The following is a 17,341-nucleotide window of genomic DNA, read 5'->3' on the forward strand; positions in this document are numbered from 1 at the left end:
GGCGTCCGATGCGCGACGACAGCGAGCGCGGGCGGACGGTGCTGCGACTGCACGCCGAGGCGCTGGCCTCGTTCGGGCGCCGGGTGCACGGGGTCGCGTGCAACCAGTGGGTGGCCGGCACGCCCTGCCGGGCCTGGTCGGTCCGCAACCTGGTCAACCATCTGACCACCGAGCAGCTCTGGGCGCCCGAGCTGTTGGCCGGCCGGACCATCGCCGAGGTGGGCTCCCGGTTCGACGGTGACGTGCTGGGCGAGGACCCGGTCGCCGCCTGGACCGCCGCGGCCGCCGCCGCCCGGGCCGCGTTCAACGCGCCGGGCGCGCTGGACCGGACCGTCCAGCTCTCGTACGGGGTGACCAGCGCGCTCGACTACTGCGCGGAGATGACCATCGACGCCGCCGTGCACACCTGGGACCTCGCCCGGGCCAGCGGCGGGGACGCCCATCTGGCGCCCGAGCTGGTGGAGTTCGCGCTCGACCGGCTGGTGCCGCACGCGGCCGAGCTGGAGGCGAGCGGCCTGTTCGACCCGCCGCTGGAGACCTCGCCGGACGCCGACCCGCTGACCCGACTGCTCGCGCTGCTCGGACGCCGCGCGGCCGGCCGGCCGGCCCTCGATCCGGAGCAGACCGGCTGACCTCCGGCCAGGGGGACGCTCGGCCCACGAACCGGGCCGGATGAGGATGGATCAGCTCACCACCAGGGGGACGTCGTCGTGCGCCGACCCGGGCGGCGGGTGGCCCGGTCGAGTCGTGTACCCTCACCGCTCTCGATGCGGTCGAACCCCCGATTCCGGGCATTCCAGCCCGGTGGCAGACCACGTCGGGGTACATCGTGCACCACCTTTTCCCTAGGAGCCTTCCCTCGTGCACCGACCCCTCCGCCGGGCCCTCCCGGCACTGGCCGTGGCCGGCATAGCCCTGGCCACCCCGCTCGTCACCGCCGGCACCGCCCAGGCCCACGTCGCCGGCGGCGGCTGCGACTCGCTGGGCATCAAGTACTCCGTCGACGGCGGCCAGACCTGGACCAACTCCGACGTCATGGCCCAGCCCTACCCCAGCCTCGTCGTCAAGCTCGTGGGCCAGCCCCAGGACGGCTGCGACTACAACGTGTCGCTGGCCTCCTACAGCACCCAGGGCGCCACCTGGGCGAAGTCGGGCGTGCAGACCTTCCTGGGCTGGGCGACCGCCACGCTCAACAAGAAGCACCCCCAGGCGACCCTGGACATCAGCAAGTTCATCCCGCCGTGCTTCGGTCAGACCGACCTCTACAACGGCAAGACCGAGTTCGACGGTGTGCACGGGCCGCTGCCGCTCTTCCCGAACCAGCCGTACCCGACCGGCCTGATCGCCCACTGGAACGGCGGCCAGAAGTGCGACACCCCGCCGGCGTCCCCGCCGCCCACGGACACCGGCTCGTCCTCGCCCTCCCCCTCGACGAGCACCACGCCGCCCACGGACACCGGTTCGCCCTCGCCCTCCCCCTCGACGAGCACCACGCCGCCCACGGACACCGGTTCGCCCTCGCCCTCCCCCTCGACGAGCACCGCGACCGGCACGCCGAGCCCCTCGTCGTCGTCCCCGGCCGCCGCCGTGCCGACCGCGCCCACCGACACCAGCGGCCCGACCGGCACCCCGTCGGTCGCGCCGGTCTCCACCACGCCGACCAGCAGCGGTAGCAGCCTGGCCTTCACCGGCACCGACGGCACCGCGCTGATCGAGGTCGGGGTGGGCGGCGCCGCGCTGCTCGCCCTCGGCGCCGGCGCCGTGGTCGCCAGCCGCCGCCGCGCCAACCGCGGCTGACCCACCCGCAACACCCGCCGCCCGCGGCCGGTCCGTACCCCGGACCGACCGCGGGCGGTGGCGTCTCACCGCCGAACCGCAGGCGCGCCGCGCACCTCCAGGTCGGCCAGCAGTTCCCGGGTGGCCTCGGCGACCGCCAGTACCGCCCGGTCGAAGACCAGCCGGTTGTGCGCGGCGGGCGCCCGGAACCCGGAGACCTTGCGCACGTACTGCAGGGCCGCCGCCTGGATGTCGGAGTCGGTGACTTCGGGTGTCACCGGCGGGCGGAGGGTCTTGATGCTGCGACACATACCACCAGTCTGCGCCCGCGGGCGGCCGGTCACGTGGTGTAGCCGGAGTTCAGCTCGACGTACCCGGGGGTCAGGTCGCAGCCGTAGACGGTGAATTCCGCGTCGCCGAGGCCGAGATCGACCCCGATCAGCACCTCCGGGCCGGACAGGTGGGCGCGGGCGGCGGCCAGCGCGGCCGGGTCCGGCTCGGCGGGGTGGAGCTCCAGGCCGCCGTAACGGATGGTGATCCGGGCCGGGTCCAGGTCGGGGTCGTCGTGCAGCTTGCCGATCGCCATCGCCACCCGACCCCAGTTGGGGTCGGCGCCGTACACCGAGGTCTTCACCAGCGGCGAGTTGACCACCGACTTGCCGACCCGCTTGGCCTGCGCGGTGCCCCGGGCGCCGGTCACCCGCACCTCGACCAGCTTGGTCGCGCCCTCGCCGTCCGAGGCGATCGAGCGGACCAGGGTGAGCGCCGCCCGGTACAGCACCTCCTCGAACTCGGCCGGGTCCACCGGCCCGGCCAGGCCGTTGGCGAAGACGGCCGCGGTGTCGCTGGTGGAGGTGTCGGTGTCGATGCTCAGCGCGTTGAAGGTGCGGTCCATGACCCGGCGGAACACCGTGTCGAGCTCGGCCGCCGGGAGTTCGGCGTCGGTGAAGAAGAAGGTCAGCAGGGTGGCCATGTTCGGCTCGATCATGCCGACGCCCTTGGCGATCCCGACCAGCACCGCGTCGTCGCAGGTCAGCCGGGTGTGCTTGGGCCGGGTGTCGGTGGTCATGATGGCCGCGGCGGCGGCCGCGAAGTCGGCCTCGCCGAGCGGCCGGTCGAGTGCCGCCAACCCGGCCCGGATCTGGTCCATCGGATAGCGGCGGCCGATCACCCCGGTCGAACCGATCACCAGTTGCTCCGGCGCCACCCCGGCCAGTTCGGCGGCCAGCCGGCGGACCTCCTCGGCGTTGCGGTCGCCCTCCCGGCCGGTGGCCACGTTGGCGTTGCGGGAGATCACCACCATGCCACGGGCGTCCTGCCGGCCGGCCGAGGCCCGGCTCAACCGGACGCTGGGCCCGGCCCACCGCGACCTGGTGAAGACCGCGGCCGACACCGTCGGCACCTCGGAGACCACCAGCGCGAAGTCGTCGGCGCCGCCCTCCTTGAGTCCCAGGTTGGCGGTTCGGGAGCGGAAGCCCTTGGGCAGGTCCATCGCTCTCCTTTCTCTGCATATATATGCCATTCAAGGAATATGAATGTATCGCACCGCGGTAGCCGGCTGCACCGCCGGGGGTCGCGGGCGACCATGGAGGCATGCTGCTGGCCGAGGTCGCCCGGACGTCCCGCGAGGTCGCCGCCGCGTCCGCGCGCTCGCGGAAGACCGCGCTGCTGGCCGAGCTGTTCCGGGCCACCGAGCCCGACCAGGCGCCGACGGTGACCACCTACCTGGCCGGACGGCTGCCGCAGCGGCGGATCGGGGTCGGCTGGCGCCTGCTGGCCGAGCCGGTCCCGCCGGCGGCGACCGCCTCGCTGACCGTCCAGCAGGCCCACCGGGCGCTGGACCGGATCGCGGCGGCGGCCGGCCCGGGCTCGGTGGCCGAGCGCCGCCGACTGCTGCGCGATCTGCTGGCCGCCGCCACCGCCGAGGAGCAGGAGTTCCTGATCCGGCTGATCGGCGGCGAGGTCCGCCAGGGCGCGCTGGACGCGCTGGCGGTGGACGGCCTGGCGGCGGCCGGCGGCGCCCGGGCCGAGGACGTCCGGCGCGCGGTGATGCTCGGCGGCTCGCTCGGCGCGGTGGCCCGGGCGCTGCTCGCCGACGGCCCGGCCGCGCTGGCGGCGTTCCGGCTGACGGTGGGCCGGCCGGTGCTGCCGATGCTGGCGCACACCGCGGCCGACGTCGCCGAGGCGGTGGACCGGCTCGGCCCGTGCGCGGTCGAGGAGAAGCTGGACGGCATCCGGATCCAGGTGCACCGCGGCGGCGGGACCGTCCGCGTCTACACCCGCACGCTGGACGAGATCACCGACCGGCTGCCCGAAGTGGTGGCCGCGACGGCCGACTTGGCGCTGGCCGAGGCCGTACTGGACGGTGAGGTGATCGCACTGGACGCGGCCGGCCGACCGCGCCCGTTCCAGCAGACCGCGGGCCGGGTCGGCTCGCACCGGGACGCGCTCGGCCCGCACGCCGCGCTGCCGCTCTCCCCGGTCTTCTTCGACCTGTTGGCGCTGGACGGCGAGGACCTGCTGGACCGGCCCACCGCGGCGCGGCACGCCGAGCTGGCCCGGGTGGTCCCGGCGCCACTGCGGGTCCGCCGGTTCGTGGTCGACGACCCGGGCGACGCCCGACTGCGCGCGGGCGCGAACGAGTTCACCGAGCAGACGCTGGCCCGCGGGCACGAGGGGGTGGTGGTCAAGGCGCTCGACGCGCCCTACACGGCCGGCCGGCGCGGCACCGCCTGGCTGAAGGTCAAGCCCGTGCACACGCTGGACCTGGTGGTGCTGGCCGCCGAGTGGGGACACGGCCGCCGGGCCGGCCGGCTCTCCAACCTCCACCTCGGCGCGCGTCGCCCGGACGGCGGCTTCGCGATGCTCGGCAAGACCTTCAAGGGTTTGACCGACGCCCTGCTCGACTGGCAGACCGAGCGGCTCGCCGGGCTGGCCGTGGACCGCCCCGCCTGGGGTGTCACCGTGCGACCCGAGCTGGTGGTGGAGGTGGCCTTCGACGGCGTGCAGCGCTCCAGCCGCTACCCCGCGGGCGTGACGCTGCGCTTCGCCCGGGTGCTGCGCTACCGCGAGGACAAGCCGGCGACCGAGGCGGACACGGTCGAGGCGGTCCGAGAACTTCTTCCCGGCAACGGAAATATCTGACAACACAGGTACTGTTTGCTCAGATGACTGACCCACTCAGGAGGAGTTGTCCCATGTCGAAGATCGCTGTGTTCGGTGCGAACGGCAGCATCGGAAGCCGGATCGTCCGCGAGGCGCTGAGCCGCGGGCACCAGGTGACCGCGGTCGTCCGCGACCCGGCCAAGGTCACCGAGCAGCACCCGGCACTCACCGTCGTCGCCGGCGACGTGCTCGACCCGGCGTCCGTGGCCGCGGCCGCCAAGGGGCAGGACGTGCTGGTCAGCGCGGTCGGCGGGGGCGACGGCCCGGGCCATCTCGCCACCATCGAGCCCGCCGCCAGGTCGCTGGTGGCCGGTCTGCGCCAGCTGGGCGCCGAGGCGCCCCGGCTGATCGCGATCGGCGGCGCCGGCTCGCTGCGCACCCCGGACGGCGCGAAGGTCTGGGACACCCCCGGCCTGCCCGACTGGCTGCTGCAGATCATGCACGCGCACGGCGACGCGCTCGACTTCTACCGCACGGTGAGCGACGTCCGCTGGACCAACCTCAGCCCCGCCGGGACGATCGAGCCCGGCGAGCGCACCGGCCACTACCGCACCGCGTTGGAGGACCTGGTCGCCACCGCCGACGGCAGCCGGATCTCGACCGAGGACTACGCGGTCGCGCTGGTCGACGAGATCGAGCAGCCGAAGCACGTCGGCGAGCGGTTCACGGTCGGCTACTGAGCGGCCGGTCGCTGAGCCACCGCGGGGGCCGGTCGCGCCGGCCGGCCCCCGCACCGGCTGGACCGGATGGCCCGTGACCGGCGACGATGGGCCATCAGAACCGAGAGGCGCACCCCGTGACCGACCCCGACCAGCCGACCTGCCCCTCGCTCACCAGCCCGTGCCCCGGACTGGCGGGCGACGGCGCCGCCCCGACCGCACCGCCGCCGGCGACCACCGCCGGCCCGCTCACCGCGGCCGCGGTCACCGCCGATCCGCGGGTCCGGGCGATGGGCGTGCTGCTGACCACCTCCGCCCTGGTCGAACGGGTGCTGGGGGCCGCGATCCAGCAGGCGGCGGGGATCAGCCACTCGATGTTCGAGGTGCTGCTGATACTGGCCGACCAGCCCGGCGGAACCCCGATGAGCCGGCTCTCCGGCCCACTGGTGCTGACCAGCGGCGGCGCCACCCGGCTGGTCGACCGGATGGTCGAGGCCGGGCTGGTGAGCCGGGCGTCGAGCCCGTCCGACCGGCGGGTGCAGCTGGTCAGCATGACCGAGCTGGGCGAGCGCACCCTGGTGGCCGCCGCCGCGGCGCACATCCGGGAGGCCGAGCGGCTGCTCTTCGCCGGGCTGCCGGCCACCGATGCCGAGGCCGTCGTCAGCGGACTGGACGAGCTGGGCCGGCGCGCCCGGGCCGCCCTCCCGCCCCTCGGCTGAGCCGGCCGGGGCCGATCAGGGCGCGGCCGTCCCCGGCCGGCCGTGCGCCGGACCGGACCAGCGCGGCGCCACCTCGGCCCACTCCGCCCTCCACAGCTCGGCGGCCCGGCGGTCCAGGGCGCGCTGCCGGAAGGCGTGCCCGACCAGCATCACCAGTGACGGCAGGACCAGCACCGCCAACCCCAGGCCGACCGCCCGGACGGCCAGCTCGTCGGAGCTCGGCGGCGGCGCGGTGAGCCGGCCCGCGCCCGTCACCCAGAGCGGGACGGTGGTGCCGGCGTCGACCGGGTCGCGCAGGGTGACCCGCGCGCTGCCGGGTCGGCCGGCCGGATCCGTCCAGCGCACCACGACCCGCTCCCCGGTGGCCCAGTGGCCGACCGGACCGCCCTGGTCCGCCGTCGGGCCGCCCGGCGCGTCGCCCAGCACCAGCGCGGCCACCCGCTGCAAGCGGCCCGCCCGGGTGGCGGCCGCGGCCGGCGCGGTGCGGATCCCGTCCACCGCGACCAGCACCGCGAGCGCGGCGGCTGCCGCCACCCCGAGCAGCGCCAGCAGCGCCGCCCGGCTGCGTGCCCGGTCCAGTGGCCGACAGAGCGGGCCGCCCAGACCGACCGCCCACCCCACCTGTCGCAGCCGTGCCCGGGTCCGCACCCGGACCGGCCACCCCCGGCGGCTGCCCTCGGCTCCTCGGCCGGTCCGGTCACTCCTGAACATCGGTCAGCCCTCCCGTCCGTCCGGTCCGCCCCGCGGTCGCCGCCGTTGTGCTCAACGCCCCTGGCACCACCGGCCGTTCCTGAGCCGCGCGGTCGAGCAGCCGGTAGCCGAGGGGTGTGCAGGAGTGCCGGACCGCCCGGCCGACCCGAAGCGTGGTGATCAGGCCCGCCCGGCGCAGCACCCGGGCGTGCTCGGAGGCGGTGGCCAGGCCGACGCCCAGCTCGGCGGCCAGCTCGCTGGTGGTCCGCTCCCTGGTGGTCCCGCGCAGGACGGCGGCCCGGGTCCGGCCGAGCAGGGCGGCCACCGGCTCGTCCTCCTCCTTTCCGGCCACGGCCTCCTCGCCGGCCACGGCTGCCCCCGGCGCCACCGGCAGGTGCGGCAACGGGGTCAGCGCCGGGTAGACGATCAGCGCGCCGATCCCGGGGTAGCGGCCCACCATCGGCCGTCCGGTCCAGTACGCCGACGGCAGCAGCACCACGCCGGCGCCGTCCGGGCGGAGCTCCAGCTCCGTGCGGCTCGGGATCTCCAACGTGCCGCCGCCCCACCGGACGCCCGGGTACAGGCCGGTGAGCATCGCGCCCAGCCCGCACTCGCGCTGCACCCGGGCGCGCCAGGCGACATCGGCGTCGAACCCGGCCCGCAGCCGGGGCCAGCCCGCGCCGAGCAGCGCGGCGAAGGAGTTGCGCAGCGTCAACTCCAGGTACCGCCAAGTCTCCCGGTCCTGGTCGGCGAGGTGCCGGAGCAGCGTGGTGGGGGCCAGCCCGGCCGCGCAGATCCGCCGCAGCTCGGCCCGGACGAACTCGGCCGAGGCGAGCCGGACTTGCTCGACCCCCTGGTCCAACTCCTCGCTGGGCGGGTCGAGGAAGAGCGGTCCGGCGCCGGTCGGCGGCACCAGCTGGAACAGCGGCCGGACCGGACGCACCGCGTCACCGCCCAACGAGCGCCGCCAGCGGGCGAATCCGGGGTCCGGGTCGGGTCTCCGCAGCATCGCCACGGCCAGCCCCAGCTCCATCAGCGGTGCGGGTCCGGCCGCGAACCGGGTGCTCAACAGGTCCTCGGCAGTGAAGTGGATGCGCAACATGACGCCCTCCCCTCGTCCCCCCGCACCGATCCTTTCGGCGACGGGCGAAACCCTCGTGCCGGGCCAACCCGCCATTCGACCATAGCGAGTACATGACGTGCCCGTCAGCTATCACGCCGAGGAAGGGAGTTCGCGGCCCGCGCGGACGACGACGCCCTCCGCCACCGCGCGGTCGCCGCGCGACCGGCGGCGGCGCGGTGCCGCGGGCGCCCCTGGACCGGGGCGCGGGACGTTCCACCAGGTCACAGCCCGGTACGGGGGTCCGGGCAGCGCCCCGGCGGACGACCCGCGCCCCCGCCGCCCGCGCGGCGGCGACGGCGGGCGCTGCGATACTTGGGAGAGGACGCCCGCCCGAACGGCCCGCCGCGTAGGGCCCGCCCGGGCGCCGGTCGAAGGAGGTTCACGATGGCAGCGAAGACGGCTACCGCCCCCGAGGCCCGCACCAAGGAGTGGACCCTGCGGCTGCACCTCGTCGAGGAGGGCGACCTGACCACCGTGGACGCCGTGCTCGACGCCGACGGCCGGCACCTGGAGACCCGGGCCGAGGCGCACCGCAACCCGCACGACCCGCCGGCGGCCGCGATCGGCGACGACCTGGCGGTCGGGCGGGCCCTGGTCGCGCTGGGTCACCAACTGATCCGCACCGGCGAGATCGACGCCACCGCCGCCGACGGCGCCCGCCCGCGCGCCGACGGCTGAGGCTCCGGCCCCGGCTACGCCTCGTCGCCCTCCCGGTGCAGCAGCAGGAGCGCCACGTCGTCCTCGGCGTCCAGCCGGTCGCTGCGCGTGTCCCGGACGTGGTCGGCCAGCGCCGGCAGCCGGTCCGGGCCATCGCGCAGCACCTCGGCGAGCCGGTCCAGCCCCTGGTCCAGGTCCTCGCCCAGCCGCTCGACCAGGCCGTCGGTGTAGAGCAGCAGGGTGGTACCCGGGGCGAGCCGGAAGCCGGTGCGCGGATAGCACGCCGGCTGCCAGTCCGCGGGCAGGCCGAGCGGCGGTCCGACCGCCACCTCGACCCGCTCCACCGAGCCGTCCGGGTGCCGCACCAGCGGCGGCAGGTGGCCGGCGCTGGCCGCCCGGACCGCACCGGTGGCCAGCGGCACCGCGTCGTACCAGTCCCCGCCGATCCAGGTGCCGGCGCGGGCCGTGCGGTAGCGCACCGCGAGGGTCCCGCCGGTGACGGCCGGCAGCCAGCGCGGCAGCATCGCGTTCTGCAGGCCCGCCGCGATCTCCCGGGACTGGTCGACCAGCATCGCCCGTTGCAGGCACTGCGCGATGGCGCTGGAGAGCGCGGTCAGCAGGGTGCGGTCCTCACTGCTGAAGCTCCGCTTGCCCTCGTGCACCAGGGCGAGCGCGCCGACCGGGCGGCCCTGCGCGATCAGCGGCAGGAAGGCGGCGGCGGTGGCCCGCGTGTCGGTCAGCGCCGCGCGCATCCTCGGGTAGCGCCGCAGGAAGGACTCCAGCGAGGTGAAGAACATCGGCTCACCGGTCGCACCGCGTCGTTGAGCGGCTACGACTGGCGCGCAGCGCGCGGACCTCGACGTTGGCCCGGCCCACCGCGCCGACCAGCCGGATCCGACCCTGGTCGACCACGGCCACGCTGATCCCCTGCACGCCGAGCCGGCGCATGCTCTGGTCCCCGGCCAGCACCGCGACCACGTCGTCCACCGAGAGCGCGGCGGCCAGTTCGTCAACCACCTCGCGCAGCGCGTCCTCCTGCCGCCGCCGGTCGTCCTCGGCCATCAGCCGCAGCGCCGAGTGGGCGAGTTCCTCGGTCGCGTCGCGGACCACGCCGACCACCCGGATGGCGTCCGGCCCGGGGTCGCGGACCAGCCGGCCCTGGGTGTGCGTCCATCGCATCGAGCCGTCCCGGCGGCGGATCCGGAAGTAGCTGCTGTAGCTCTCGCCGCGGCCGGCCCGGATGTCCTCGACCAGTCGGGTGAGGCGGGCGAGCTCCTCCTGCGGGATCCGCAGCGAGAGGCTCTCGGCGTGGCCGTCGAACTCGTCCTCGGTCAGGTCGAGGACCTCCCGACCGGTGGCATCCAGCGGAACCGCCCGGTGCCGGGGTGCCGTTCGAAGCAGCCGGTGCCGGTGGCGGTGAGCGCCTCGACCGGGTCCACGTGCGGGACGTGCTGCCCGGTCATCCGAACGCCCTCATGGGCCGAACGTACCGCTCCGTCCGGTCCGCCGCCCGCCCGGCGGACGACGGCCGGGCCCCCGCGGGCCGGGCTCCCGACCGCCCGCCGTCCGCGCCTCTCCGCTTCCGTGCGCCCTGGTCGGCGGCTCCCGCGTGCGGTTCGCTGGAGCTCCCGGGTGGGCAGCCCCGGGTGTGCACCCGAGTGCCGCAGGAGCCCCGCCATGCCGACCGAACAGCAGTGGCTCGCCGGACTGCCGACGGTGTACGTCGGCTGCGGCGTCCTGCTCACCGACCCCGGCGGCCTGGTGCTGCTGGTGAAACCCGCCTGCCGGTCCTGGTGGCTGCTGCCGGGCGGGAGCATCGCGCCGGGCGAGACCCCCGAGCGGTGCGCGGCCCGCGAGGCCCGCGCGGGGACCGGGCTCACCGTGACCGCCGGGCGGCTGCTGGTGGTGCAGTGGCAGGCGCCGCTCCCCCGGCACGGCGCGCTGGCCCGGCCCGCCGTGGAGTTCCTCTTCGACGGCGGCACGGTGCCCGCCGACCTCCCGGCCGCGCTCCCGGCCGAGCAGCCGGCGGCGTCCGCGCTGGTGCCGCCGGACCAGGCCGCGGCACTGCTGCCGACGGCGGCGGCGGCCCGGCTCCGGCTCGGCCTCCAGGCCCGGCACGGCCGGACCACCGCCTACTGCACCACCGATCTGGGCTTCGGCTGAACCGGGCGGCGCGGTGCTTTCCACCGGGTGGTCCCGTCCCGCAGGATCACCCCGTGGAGACTGCCCCCGACGCCCCCGCCCCCTCTCCCTCCCCCGGCCCCGCGCTCCGGCTGAGCAGTCGTCGGGGCCGCTGGGTGGTACTGGCCAGCGCACTCGGCTCGGGCATGGCGATGCTCGACGGCACGGTGGTCAACGTCGCCCTGCCGCGGATCGGCGCCGACCTCGGCGCACCACTGGCCGCCCTGCAGTGGACGGTCAACGCCTACCTGCTCACGCTGGCCGGCCTGATCCTGCTCGGCGGCTCGCTCGGCGACCGCTTCGGGCGGCGCCGGGTCTTCGTGCTCGGCGTCTGCTGGTTCGCCGGCGCCTCGGCGCTCTGCGCGCTGGCGCCCGGGATCGACGTGCTGATCGCCGCCCGCGCGCTGCAGGGCGTCGGCGGGGCGCTGCTGACGCCCGGCTCGCTCGCGCTCCTGCAGGCCACCTTCCATCCGGACGACCGGTCGGCAGCGGTCGGCGCCTGGTCGGGGCTGGGCGGGGTGGCCACCGCCGTCGCGCCGTTCCTCGGCGGCTGGCTGGTGGACGGCCCGGGCTGGCGCTGGATCTTCGTGCTCAACCTGCCGGTGGCCGTCGTGGTCGCGCTGGTGACGCTGCGTCACGTGCCGGAGAGCCGGGACGAGCGGGCCACCGGCCGGTTCGACGTGCGCGGCGCGGTGCTGGCCGCGCTCGCGCTGACCGGGGTGACCTACGCGCTGACCACGGCCGCCCAGGGCCCGCCGGCCGCGGTCTGGACGGCGGCGGTGCTCGGGCTGCTGCTCGCCGCGGCGTTCGTGGTCGCCGAGCACCGGCACCCGGATCCGATGCTGCCACTGGAGCTGTTCCGCTCCCGGCTGTTCAGCACGGTCAACCTGGCGACCCTGGGTATCTACGGCGCGTTCAGCGGGATCTTCTTCTTCCTGATGATCCAGCTACAGACGGTGGCGGGTTTCGCGCCGCTGACCGCCGGGGTGTCGCTGGCACCGCTCACCCTGCTGATGCTGGCCTTCTCGGCCCGAGCCGGCCGGCTGGCCACCCGGATCGGGCCGCGGCTGCCGCTCACCGTCGGACCGCTGCTCTGCGCGGGCGGGGCGCTGTTGATGCTGCGGATCGGGCCTGGCACCTCGTACTGGACGGACGTGCTGCCCGCCGTGCTGCTGCTCGGTTGCGGGATGGCGCTGCTGGTGGCGCCGCTGACGGCGACCGTGCTGGCGGCGGTGGACGTGCGGCGGGCCGGCATCGCCAGCGGGGTCAACAACGCCGCCGCACGGGCGGCCGGGCTGCTCGCGGTGGCCGCGCTGCCGCTCCTCGCCGGCCTGAGCGGGGATCAGTACCGGCACCCCGCCGCGGTGGACGCGGCCTTCCACACCGCGATGCTGATCTGCGCCGGGCTGCTGGCCGGGGCCGGGCTGCTGGCGCTGGCGACCGTGCCGGGGCGCGAGGCGGCCCGGGCGGCCGAACCCGACAGCACCTGGTACTGCTGCAGCACGGCCCCGCCGGTGGACCCCGGCCACTCGTGCCCGGGGTCCACCGGCGGGTCCTGACTCCGAGGGGTCAGAGGATGTCGCCCGGGGCGTACTTCGCGGCCTCCGGGTGCGCGGCCGCGACCGCCTCGATCCGCCGGACCAGCTCGGCCACCTGGGCCCCGGCCGCGCCGGTGAAGGAGAGCCGGTCGGCCAGCAGGGCGTCCAGCGCGGCCCGGTCGAGCGGGATCCGCTGGTCGGCGGCGAGCCGGTCGAGCAGCTCGTTCTGCCGGGCGCCGGCCCGCATCGCCAGCGCGGAGGCGACCGCGTGCTCCTTGATCACCTCGTGCCCGGCCTCCCGGCCGACGCCCGCCCGCACCGCGCCCATCAGCACCTTGGTGGTGGCCAGGAACGGCAGGTAGCGGTCCAGCTCGGCCTCGATCACGGCCGGGAAGGCGCCGAACTCGTCGAGGACGGTCAGGAAGGTCTCCAGCAGGCCGTCGAAGGCGAAGAAGGCGTCCGGCAGGGCCACCCGGCGGACCACCGAGCAGGAGACGTCGCCCTCGTTCCACTGGTCGCCGCCGAGCTCGGCGGTCATCGAGGCGTAGCCGCGCAGGATCACGGCCAGGCCGTTGACCCGCTCGCAGGACCGGGTGTTCATCTTGTGCGGCATCGCCGAAGAGCCGACCTGGCCCTCCTTGAAGCCCTCGGTCACCAGCTCGTGACCGGCCATCAGGCGGATGGTCTTGGCCAGGCTGGACGGCGCGGCGGAGAGCTGCACCAGCGCCGAGGTGACCTCGAAGTCCAGCGAGCGCGGGTAGACCTGGCCGACCGAGGTGAACACCTGCTCGAAGCCGAGGTGGCCGGCCACCCGGCGCTCCAGCTCGGCGAGCTTCCGGGCATCGCCGCCGAGCAGGTCGAGCATGTCCTGAGCGGTGCCGACCGGGCCCTTGATGCCGCGCAGCGGGTAGCGGGCGATCAGCTCCTCCAGCCGGGCGAAGGCCACCAGCAGCTCGTCGGCGGTGGTCGCGAAGCGCTTGCCGAGGGTGGTGGCCTGGGCGGCGACGTTGTGGGAGCGGCCGGCCATCACCTGCTCGGCGTGCTGGGCGGCGAGCCGGCCGAGCCGAACCAGCACGGCGACCACGCGGTCCCGGACGTGCTCCAGCGACTGCCGGATCTGCAGCTGCTCGACGTTCTCGGTCAGGTCCCGGGAGGTCATCCCCTTGTGGATCTGCTCGTGGCCGGCGAGCTCGCTGAACTCCTCGATCCGGGCCTTGACGTCGTGCCGGGTGACCCGCTCGCGCCGGGCGATCGACTCCAGGTCGACCTGGTCGATCACCCGCTCGTAGTCGGCGACCGCGTTCTCGGGCACGTCGATCCCGAGATCCCGCTGGGCCTTGAGGACGGCGAGCCACAGGTGGCGTTCGAGAACGACCTTGTGCTCGGGGGACCACAGCTGGGCCAGGGTCGCCGAGGCGTACCGGGAGGCCAGGACATTGGGGATCTGGGGCTTCGCGCTCACGCTTCGCAAGCCTAACAGTCGAGGTCAGCCCGGGACGCGTCGGTCTCCGCCTCAGGCCGCCAGCAGCGGGAGCACCTGCCGGCACAGGTCGAGCAGCAGCCCACGCTGCTCGTCGCCGAGCGACTCGAAGGCCCGGTGCGCCCGGACCATGTCGGCCCGGATCCGCTGCAGCACCTCGCTGCCCTCGTCGGTGATGGTCACGATCTTCACCCGGCGGTCGGCCTCGGCGGCCTCCCGACGGGCCAGGCCGAGCGCCTCCAGCCGGTCGACGATGCCGGTGACGTTGGACGCGTCGCAGCCCAGCTGCCCGGCCAGGGCCCGCATCGGCACCGGCTCCAGCACCACCCCGAGCGCCTTGGCCTGCGAGGAGCTCAGGCCGTGCCGGCCCGCGGCGGCGGCGAAGTCCTGGAAGTAGGCGGCACCGACGGCGGCCATCGCCTCCATGAGCTCGGCGGTGGTCACGGCGGGCGCGGCGGCAGTCGTCATCGGGGCCATGCGCCCAGGGTACGCCGTGAAGCTTGAACCACTCCAGCTTTCACCATGGCAAGCGACTCCCGGCCGACCGCCCACCACACCAGCCGCCCTACCGGACGAGCTGCTCGAAGAGCCTGGCCAGCTCGGCCACCGGGTCCGCGGTCAGTCCGGTGTGCACCGGCCCCGGCTGGAGCACGGCGCTGCGCGGGGCGGTCAGCCAGCGGAAGCGCTGCCCCGGGGAGTCCGCGGCCGCCGGGCCGGCCGCGGGACCGCCCGTGCAGACCCCCTCGACCCCGCGCAGCGCCCGGGCCAGGCCGGTCAGGTCCACCGCCGGGTCCAGCGCCAGCAGCTTGGTCTCCGGCAGCAGGGTGCGGACCCCGAGGTGGGCGCTCTGCCGGCAGTAGAGCAGCACCCCGACGTTGACGCACTCACCGCGCTCCACCCGGGGCACCGCGCGCAGCACGGCGTACTCGTAGTCGTACAGCTCGGTCATCGGGTCACCTCGTCGCAACCGGCGGAGACGGCGAACCCCGGGAGCCAGTCGCGCGGCCCCGCCAGTCGTGCCGCCAACCGCTCGACGTACGCGGCCCGGACCTCCTCCGGGCCGGCGAACCCCGGCTCGTCGACCAGCAGTTCCTCAGGGATCGACGCGGCCGCCCCGGCCAGCAGCTCCACCGTGGCGCGCGGGGCCAACTCCCGGTCGGCGACCGCGAGATCGGGCGCGAACCGGGCCAGCGCGTGGTCGCTCGCGTCGTACCCCCGGCGGGCCCAGCCGGCCGCGCCCGCCCAGTGGTGGTGGAAGATCAGGCTGGCGCCGTGGTCGATGAGCCGCAGCCGGCCGCCCTCGACCAGCAGGTTGGGGTTGCGCCAGGAGCGGTCCACGTTGCCGATCAGCGCGTCGAACCAGACCACCCGCCCGGCCAGTTCGCGGTCCACCTCGAAGCAGAGCGGGTCGAAGTTGAGCGCGCCGCTGAGGAAGGCCAGGCCCACGTTGACCCCGCCGCTGGCCCGGATCTGCTCCTGGATCTGCTGTTCCGGCTCGCTGCGGGCCAGCACCGGGTCGAGCTCGATCCGCACCAGCTCGGGCACCGGCAGCCCGAGCGCCCGCCCCAGCTCGCCCGCCAGCACCTCGGCCACCAGCGCCTTGCGCCCCTGGGCCGCCCCGCTCCACTTGAGCGCGTAGAGCCGGTGGTCGTCGCCCTCCACCAGGCCCGGCATCGAGCCGCCCTCGCGCAGCGGCGTCACGTAACGAACAGCTGTCACCTCACGTAGCACGCGGCAACCCTACCCATCCGGGCGCTGCGCGGTGGCGGGCCCCCGGTCCACGTGCCATGGTGGCTGGGACGTGGGCCCGCACGCGGGTGCGCGCTGCCCGTTCCGTCCCACGGAAGGACGACATCATGGAACGACCCCGGATCCTGGTGGTGGGCGGCGGCTTCGCCGGGCTGGAGTGCGCCCGGCGGCTGGAGCGCAAGCTCGCCCCGACCGAGGCGTGGATCACCCTGGTCACCCCGTTCAGCTACCAGCTCTACCTCCCGCTGCTGCCGCACGTCGCCGCCGGGGTGCTCACCCCGCAGTCGGTCGCGGTCTCGCTGCGCCGCTCGCTGTGCCGCACCGACGTCATCCCGGGCGGGGCGGTCGGCGTGGATCCGCGGGCCAAGGTCTGCGTGATCCGGAAGATCACCGACGAGGTGATCGCCGAGCGCTACGACTACCTGGTGATCGCCGCCGGCAGCATCACCCGGACCTTCGACATCCCCGGCCTCGACGACTACGCGCGCGGCATGAAGACCCTCGCCGAGGCCACCTACATCCGCGACCACGTGATCGCCCAGCTCGACCTCGCCTCGGCCAGCCTGGACGACCAGGAGCGGGCCTCCCGGCTGCAGTTCGTGGTGGTCGGCGGCGGCTACGCGGGCACCGAGACCGCCGCCTGCCTGCAACGGCTGACCACGGCGGCGCTGGACCGCTACCCGCGGCTGGACCCCCGGCTGATCAAGTGGCACCTGATCGACATCGCCCCGAAGCTGATGCCCGAACTCGGCGAGCACCTCGGCACCACCGCGCTGAAGATCCTGCGCAACCGCGGCGTGGACGTCTCGCTGGGCGTCTCGGTGGCCGAGGTGAGCGCCGAGACGGTCAAGTTCACCGACGGCCGGGTGCTCCCCTGCCGCACGCTGATCTGGACCGCCGGGGTCACCGCCAGCCCGCTGATCGGCACCCTGGACGCCGAGACGGTCCGCGGCCGGATCGCGGTCACCGCCGAGATGCGGGTGCCGCAGTTCGACGGGGTCTTCGCGCTCGGCGACGTCGCCGCGGTGCCGGACCTCTCCAAGGGCGACGGTGCGGTCTGCCCGCCAACCGCCCAGCACGCCGCCCGGCAGGGCAGGCGGATGGCCGACAACCTGGTCGCCGCGCTGCGCAACCAGCCGTTGAAGCCCTACTTCCACCGGGACCTGGGCCTGGTGGTCGACCTCGGCGGCAAGGACGCGGTCTCCAAGCCGGTGCACGTGGAGATGACCGGGGTGCCCGCCCAACTGGTCGCCCGCGGCTACCACCTGATGGCGATGCGGACCAACGTCGCGAAGACCCGGGTCGGCGTCAACTGGCTGATCAACGCGGCCGCCGGGGACGACTTCGTGCGCACCGGGTTCCTGGCCCGGCAGCCGGCCCGGCTGAGCGACCTCGAACACACCGGCGCCTACCTGAGCAAGGAAGAGATCCGCCAGTACACCCAGTCGCTGCGCGCCCAGTCCCCGTGACCCCCGTGGGGGGGGGGGGGGGGGCGCCCCCCCCCCCCCCCCACCCCCCCCCCCCCCCCCCCCTTTGCCCCCCCCCCCCCCCCCCCCCCACCTCCCCCCAGCTCTCCCCGGACCCTTTCTCCCCACCCCCCCCCC

Annotated in this window: 20 protein-coding genes; 9 read left to right on the plus strand and 11 right to left on the minus strand. The window is 75.3% G+C overall.

The genetic code is table 11. The features are described from left to right. Positions 1-8: 8 nt before the first annotated feature. A complete protein-coding gene (locus tag ACZ38L_RS13830) occupies positions 9-632 on the plus strand; it encodes a TIGR03086 family metal-binding protein (RefSeq protein WP_465692459.1) in 624 nt (207 codons plus the stop codon). A 229-nt stretch (positions 633-861) separates the two neighbouring features. Beyond that, positions 862-1,797, plus strand: a complete 936-nt coding sequence (locus ACZ38L_RS13835; protein ID WP_465692461.1) for an LAETG motif-containing sortase-dependent surface protein — start codon at positions 862-864, stop codon at positions 1,795-1,797. A gap of 65 nt (positions 1,798-1,862) precedes the next feature. On the opposite strand, the gene ACZ38L_RS13840 is transcribed toward ACZ38L_RS13835, so the two are convergent. Continuing rightward, positions 1,863-2,087 carry a DUF2277 domain-containing protein gene (locus ACZ38L_RS13840; protein WP_396565659.1) on the minus strand — a complete coding sequence of 75 codons (225 nt, stop codon included), beginning with the start codon at positions 2,085-2,087 and terminating at the stop codon, positions 1,863-1,865. Between the two features lie 29 nt (positions 2,088-2,116). Further along, a complete protein-coding gene (argJ, locus tag ACZ38L_RS13845) occupies positions 2,117-3,268 on the minus strand; it encodes a bifunctional glutamate N-acetyltransferase/amino-acid acetyltransferase ArgJ (RefSeq protein WP_465692464.1) in 1,152 nt (383 codons plus the stop codon). A 101-nt stretch (positions 3,269-3,369) separates the two neighbouring features. Here argJ and ACZ38L_RS13850 point away from each other — a divergent pair, with 101 nt between their 5' ends. The 3 genes from ACZ38L_RS13850 to ACZ38L_RS13860 all read left to right on the plus strand — a co-directional run bounded on the left by ACZ38L_RS13850 (position 3,370) and on the right by ACZ38L_RS13860 (position 6,319). Next, positions 3,370-4,920 (plus strand): ATP-dependent DNA ligase, encoded by a 1,551-nt coding sequence (locus ACZ38L_RS13850; protein ID WP_465692466.1) that lies wholly within the window; start codon positions 3,370-3,372, stop codon positions 4,918-4,920. Between the two features lie 53 nt (positions 4,921-4,973). Beyond that, on the plus strand, positions 4,974-5,621 hold the full coding sequence (locus ACZ38L_RS13855; RefSeq protein ID WP_465692468.1) for an NAD(P)-dependent oxidoreductase: 648 nt from the start codon (positions 4,974-4,976) through the stop codon (positions 5,619-5,621). Positions 5,622-5,737: 116 nt separating this feature from the next. After that, complete coding sequence (locus ACZ38L_RS13860) at positions 5,738-6,319, plus strand: MarR family winged helix-turn-helix transcriptional regulator (RefSeq protein ID WP_465692470.1); 582 nt, start codon at positions 5,738-5,740, stop codon at positions 6,317-6,319. Between the two features lie 15 nt (positions 6,320-6,334). Here ACZ38L_RS13860 and ACZ38L_RS13865 read toward each other — a convergent pair whose 3' ends face one another. Continuing rightward, the gene (locus ACZ38L_RS13865; protein WP_465692472.1) at positions 6,335-7,030 is read right to left on the minus strand and encodes an Rv1733c family protein; all 696 of its coding nucleotides are present in this window, start codon (positions 7,028-7,030) and stop codon (positions 6,335-6,337) included. Then, complete coding sequence (locus ACZ38L_RS13870) at positions 7,017-8,111, minus strand: ArsR/SmtB family transcription factor (protein ID WP_465692474.1); 1,095 nt, start codon at positions 8,109-8,111, stop codon at positions 7,017-7,019. Before ACZ38L_RS13870 ends, ACZ38L_RS13865 begins: the two co-directional genes overlap by 14 nt. 405 nt (positions 8,112-8,516) lie before the next feature. On the opposite strand from ACZ38L_RS13870, the gene ACZ38L_RS13875 reads away from it, so the two are divergent. Next, positions 8,517-8,810 (plus strand): dsRBD fold-containing protein, encoded by a 294-nt coding sequence (locus tag ACZ38L_RS13875; RefSeq protein ID WP_465692476.1) that lies wholly within the window; start codon positions 8,517-8,519, stop codon positions 8,808-8,810. A 14-nt stretch (positions 8,811-8,824) separates the two neighbouring features. Here the strand turns inward: ACZ38L_RS13875 and ACZ38L_RS13880 are convergent, their stop codons facing one another. Genes ACZ38L_RS13880 through ACZ38L_RS13890 form a run of 3 tightly spaced genes read right to left on the minus strand, consistent with a single transcriptional unit; the run spans position 8,825 to position 10,252 of the window. Continuing rightward, a complete protein-coding gene (locus ACZ38L_RS13880) occupies positions 8,825-9,586 on the minus strand; it encodes a PP2C family protein-serine/threonine phosphatase (RefSeq protein ID WP_465692478.1) in 762 nt (253 codons plus the stop codon). Between the two features lie 4 nt (positions 9,587-9,590). Beyond that, a complete protein-coding gene (locus ACZ38L_RS13885; RefSeq protein ID WP_465692558.1) occupies positions 9,591-10,154 on the minus strand; it encodes a PAS domain-containing protein in 564 nt (187 codons plus the stop codon). Then, positions 10,121-10,252, minus strand: a complete 132-nt coding sequence (locus tag ACZ38L_RS13890; RefSeq protein WP_465692480.1) for a hypothetical protein — start codon at positions 10,250-10,252, stop codon at positions 10,121-10,123. The genes ACZ38L_RS13885 and ACZ38L_RS13890 overlap by 34 nt, the downstream gene beginning before the upstream one ends. A gap of 214 nt (positions 10,253-10,466) precedes the next feature. Between ACZ38L_RS13890 and ACZ38L_RS13895 the strand changes: the two genes are divergently transcribed. Then, complete coding sequence (locus ACZ38L_RS13895) at positions 10,467-10,952, plus strand: NUDIX domain-containing protein (RefSeq protein ID WP_465692483.1); 486 nt, start codon at positions 10,467-10,469, stop codon at positions 10,950-10,952. Positions 10,953-11,005: 53 nt separating this feature from the next. Next, positions 11,006-12,529: an MFS transporter gene (locus ACZ38L_RS13900; RefSeq protein WP_465692485.1), complete on the plus strand. Its 1,524-nt coding sequence runs from the start codon at positions 11,006-11,008 to the stop codon at positions 12,527-12,529. Between the two features lie 10 nt (positions 12,530-12,539). Here the strand turns inward: ACZ38L_RS13900 and purB are convergent, their stop codons facing one another. The 4 genes from purB to ACZ38L_RS13920 all read right to left on the minus strand — a co-directional run bounded on the left by purB (position 12,540) and on the right by ACZ38L_RS13920 (position 15,719). Continuing rightward, positions 12,540-13,970, minus strand: a complete 1,431-nt coding sequence (gene purB, locus ACZ38L_RS13905; protein WP_396565683.1) for an adenylosuccinate lyase — start codon at positions 13,968-13,970, stop codon at positions 12,540-12,542. Between the two features lie 51 nt (positions 13,971-14,021). Then, complete coding sequence (locus tag ACZ38L_RS13910) at positions 14,022-14,465, minus strand: MarR family winged helix-turn-helix transcriptional regulator (RefSeq protein ID WP_465692487.1); 444 nt, start codon at positions 14,463-14,465, stop codon at positions 14,022-14,024. Positions 14,466-14,553: 88 nt separating this feature from the next. Further along, complete coding sequence (locus ACZ38L_RS13915; protein ID WP_465692489.1) at positions 14,554-14,937, minus strand: DUF3037 domain-containing protein; 384 nt, start codon at positions 14,935-14,937, stop codon at positions 14,554-14,556. Next, positions 14,934-15,719 carry a HipA family kinase gene (locus ACZ38L_RS13920; protein ID WP_465692491.1) on the minus strand — a complete coding sequence of 262 codons (786 nt, stop codon included), beginning with the start codon at positions 15,717-15,719 and terminating at the stop codon, positions 14,934-14,936. The genes ACZ38L_RS13915 and ACZ38L_RS13920 overlap by 4 nt, the downstream gene beginning before the upstream one ends. A 125-nt stretch (positions 15,720-15,844) precedes the next feature. Between ACZ38L_RS13920 and ACZ38L_RS13925 the strand changes: the two genes are divergently transcribed. Beyond that, positions 15,845-17,206: an NAD(P)/FAD-dependent oxidoreductase gene (locus ACZ38L_RS13925; RefSeq protein ID WP_465692493.1), complete on the plus strand. Its 1,362-nt coding sequence runs from the start codon at positions 15,845-15,847 to the stop codon at positions 17,204-17,206. Positions 17,207-17,341: the final 135 nt, after the last annotated feature.

Source organism: Kitasatospora sp. NPDC024654, from assembly GCF_055559155.1.

What these genes read in the sequence shown, in the direction of transcription:
- argJ (WP_465692464.1), bottom strand. Translation starts at nt 3,268, where the DNA reads ATGGACCTGCCCAAGGGCTTCCGCTCCCGAACCGCCAACCTGGGACTC.
- ACZ38L_RS13890 (WP_465692480.1), bottom strand. Translation starts at nt 10,252, where the DNA reads ATGACCGGGCAGCACGTCCCGCACGTGGACCCGGTCGAGGCGCTCACC.
- ACZ38L_RS13910 (WP_465692487.1), bottom strand. Translation starts at nt 14,465, where the DNA reads ATGGCCCCGATGACGACTGCCGCCGCGCCCGCCGTGACCACCGCCGAG.
- ACZ38L_RS13875 (WP_465692476.1), top strand. Translation starts at nt 8,517, where the DNA reads ATGGCAGCGAAGACGGCTACCGCCCCCGAGGCCCGCACCAAGGAGTGG.
- ACZ38L_RS13830 (WP_465692459.1), top strand. Translation starts at nt 9, where the DNA reads ATGCGCGACGACAGCGAGCGCGGGCGGACGGTGCTGCGACTGCACGCC.
- ACZ38L_RS13865 (WP_465692472.1), bottom strand. Translation starts at nt 7,030, where the DNA reads ATGTTCAGGAGTGACCGGACCGGCCGAGGAGCCGAGGGCAGCCGCCGG.
- ACZ38L_RS13850 (WP_465692466.1), top strand. Translation starts at nt 3,370, where the DNA reads ATGCTGCTGGCCGAGGTCGCCCGGACGTCCCGCGAGGTCGCCGCCGCG.
- ACZ38L_RS13880 (WP_465692478.1), bottom strand. Translation starts at nt 9,586, where the DNA reads ATGTTCTTCACCTCGCTGGAGTCCTTCCTGCGGCGCTACCCGAGGATG.
- ACZ38L_RS13895 (WP_465692483.1), top strand. Translation starts at nt 10,467, where the DNA reads ATGCCGACCGAACAGCAGTGGCTCGCCGGACTGCCGACGGTGTACGTC.
- ACZ38L_RS13840 (WP_396565659.1), bottom strand. Translation starts at nt 2,087, where the DNA reads ATGTGTCGCAGCATCAAGACCCTCCGCCCGCCGGTGACACCCGAAGTC.
- ACZ38L_RS13855 (WP_465692468.1), top strand. Translation starts at nt 4,974, where the DNA reads ATGTCGAAGATCGCTGTGTTCGGTGCGAACGGCAGCATCGGAAGCCGG.
- ACZ38L_RS13870 (WP_465692474.1), bottom strand. Translation starts at nt 8,111, where the DNA reads ATGTTGCGCATCCACTTCACTGCCGAGGACCTGTTGAGCACCCGGTTC.
- ACZ38L_RS13925 (WP_465692493.1), top strand. Translation starts at nt 15,845, where the DNA reads ATGGAACGACCCCGGATCCTGGTGGTGGGCGGCGGCTTCGCCGGGCTG.
- ACZ38L_RS13915 (WP_465692489.1), bottom strand. Translation starts at nt 14,937, where the DNA reads ATGACCGAGCTGTACGACTACGAGTACGCCGTGCTGCGCGCGGTGCCC.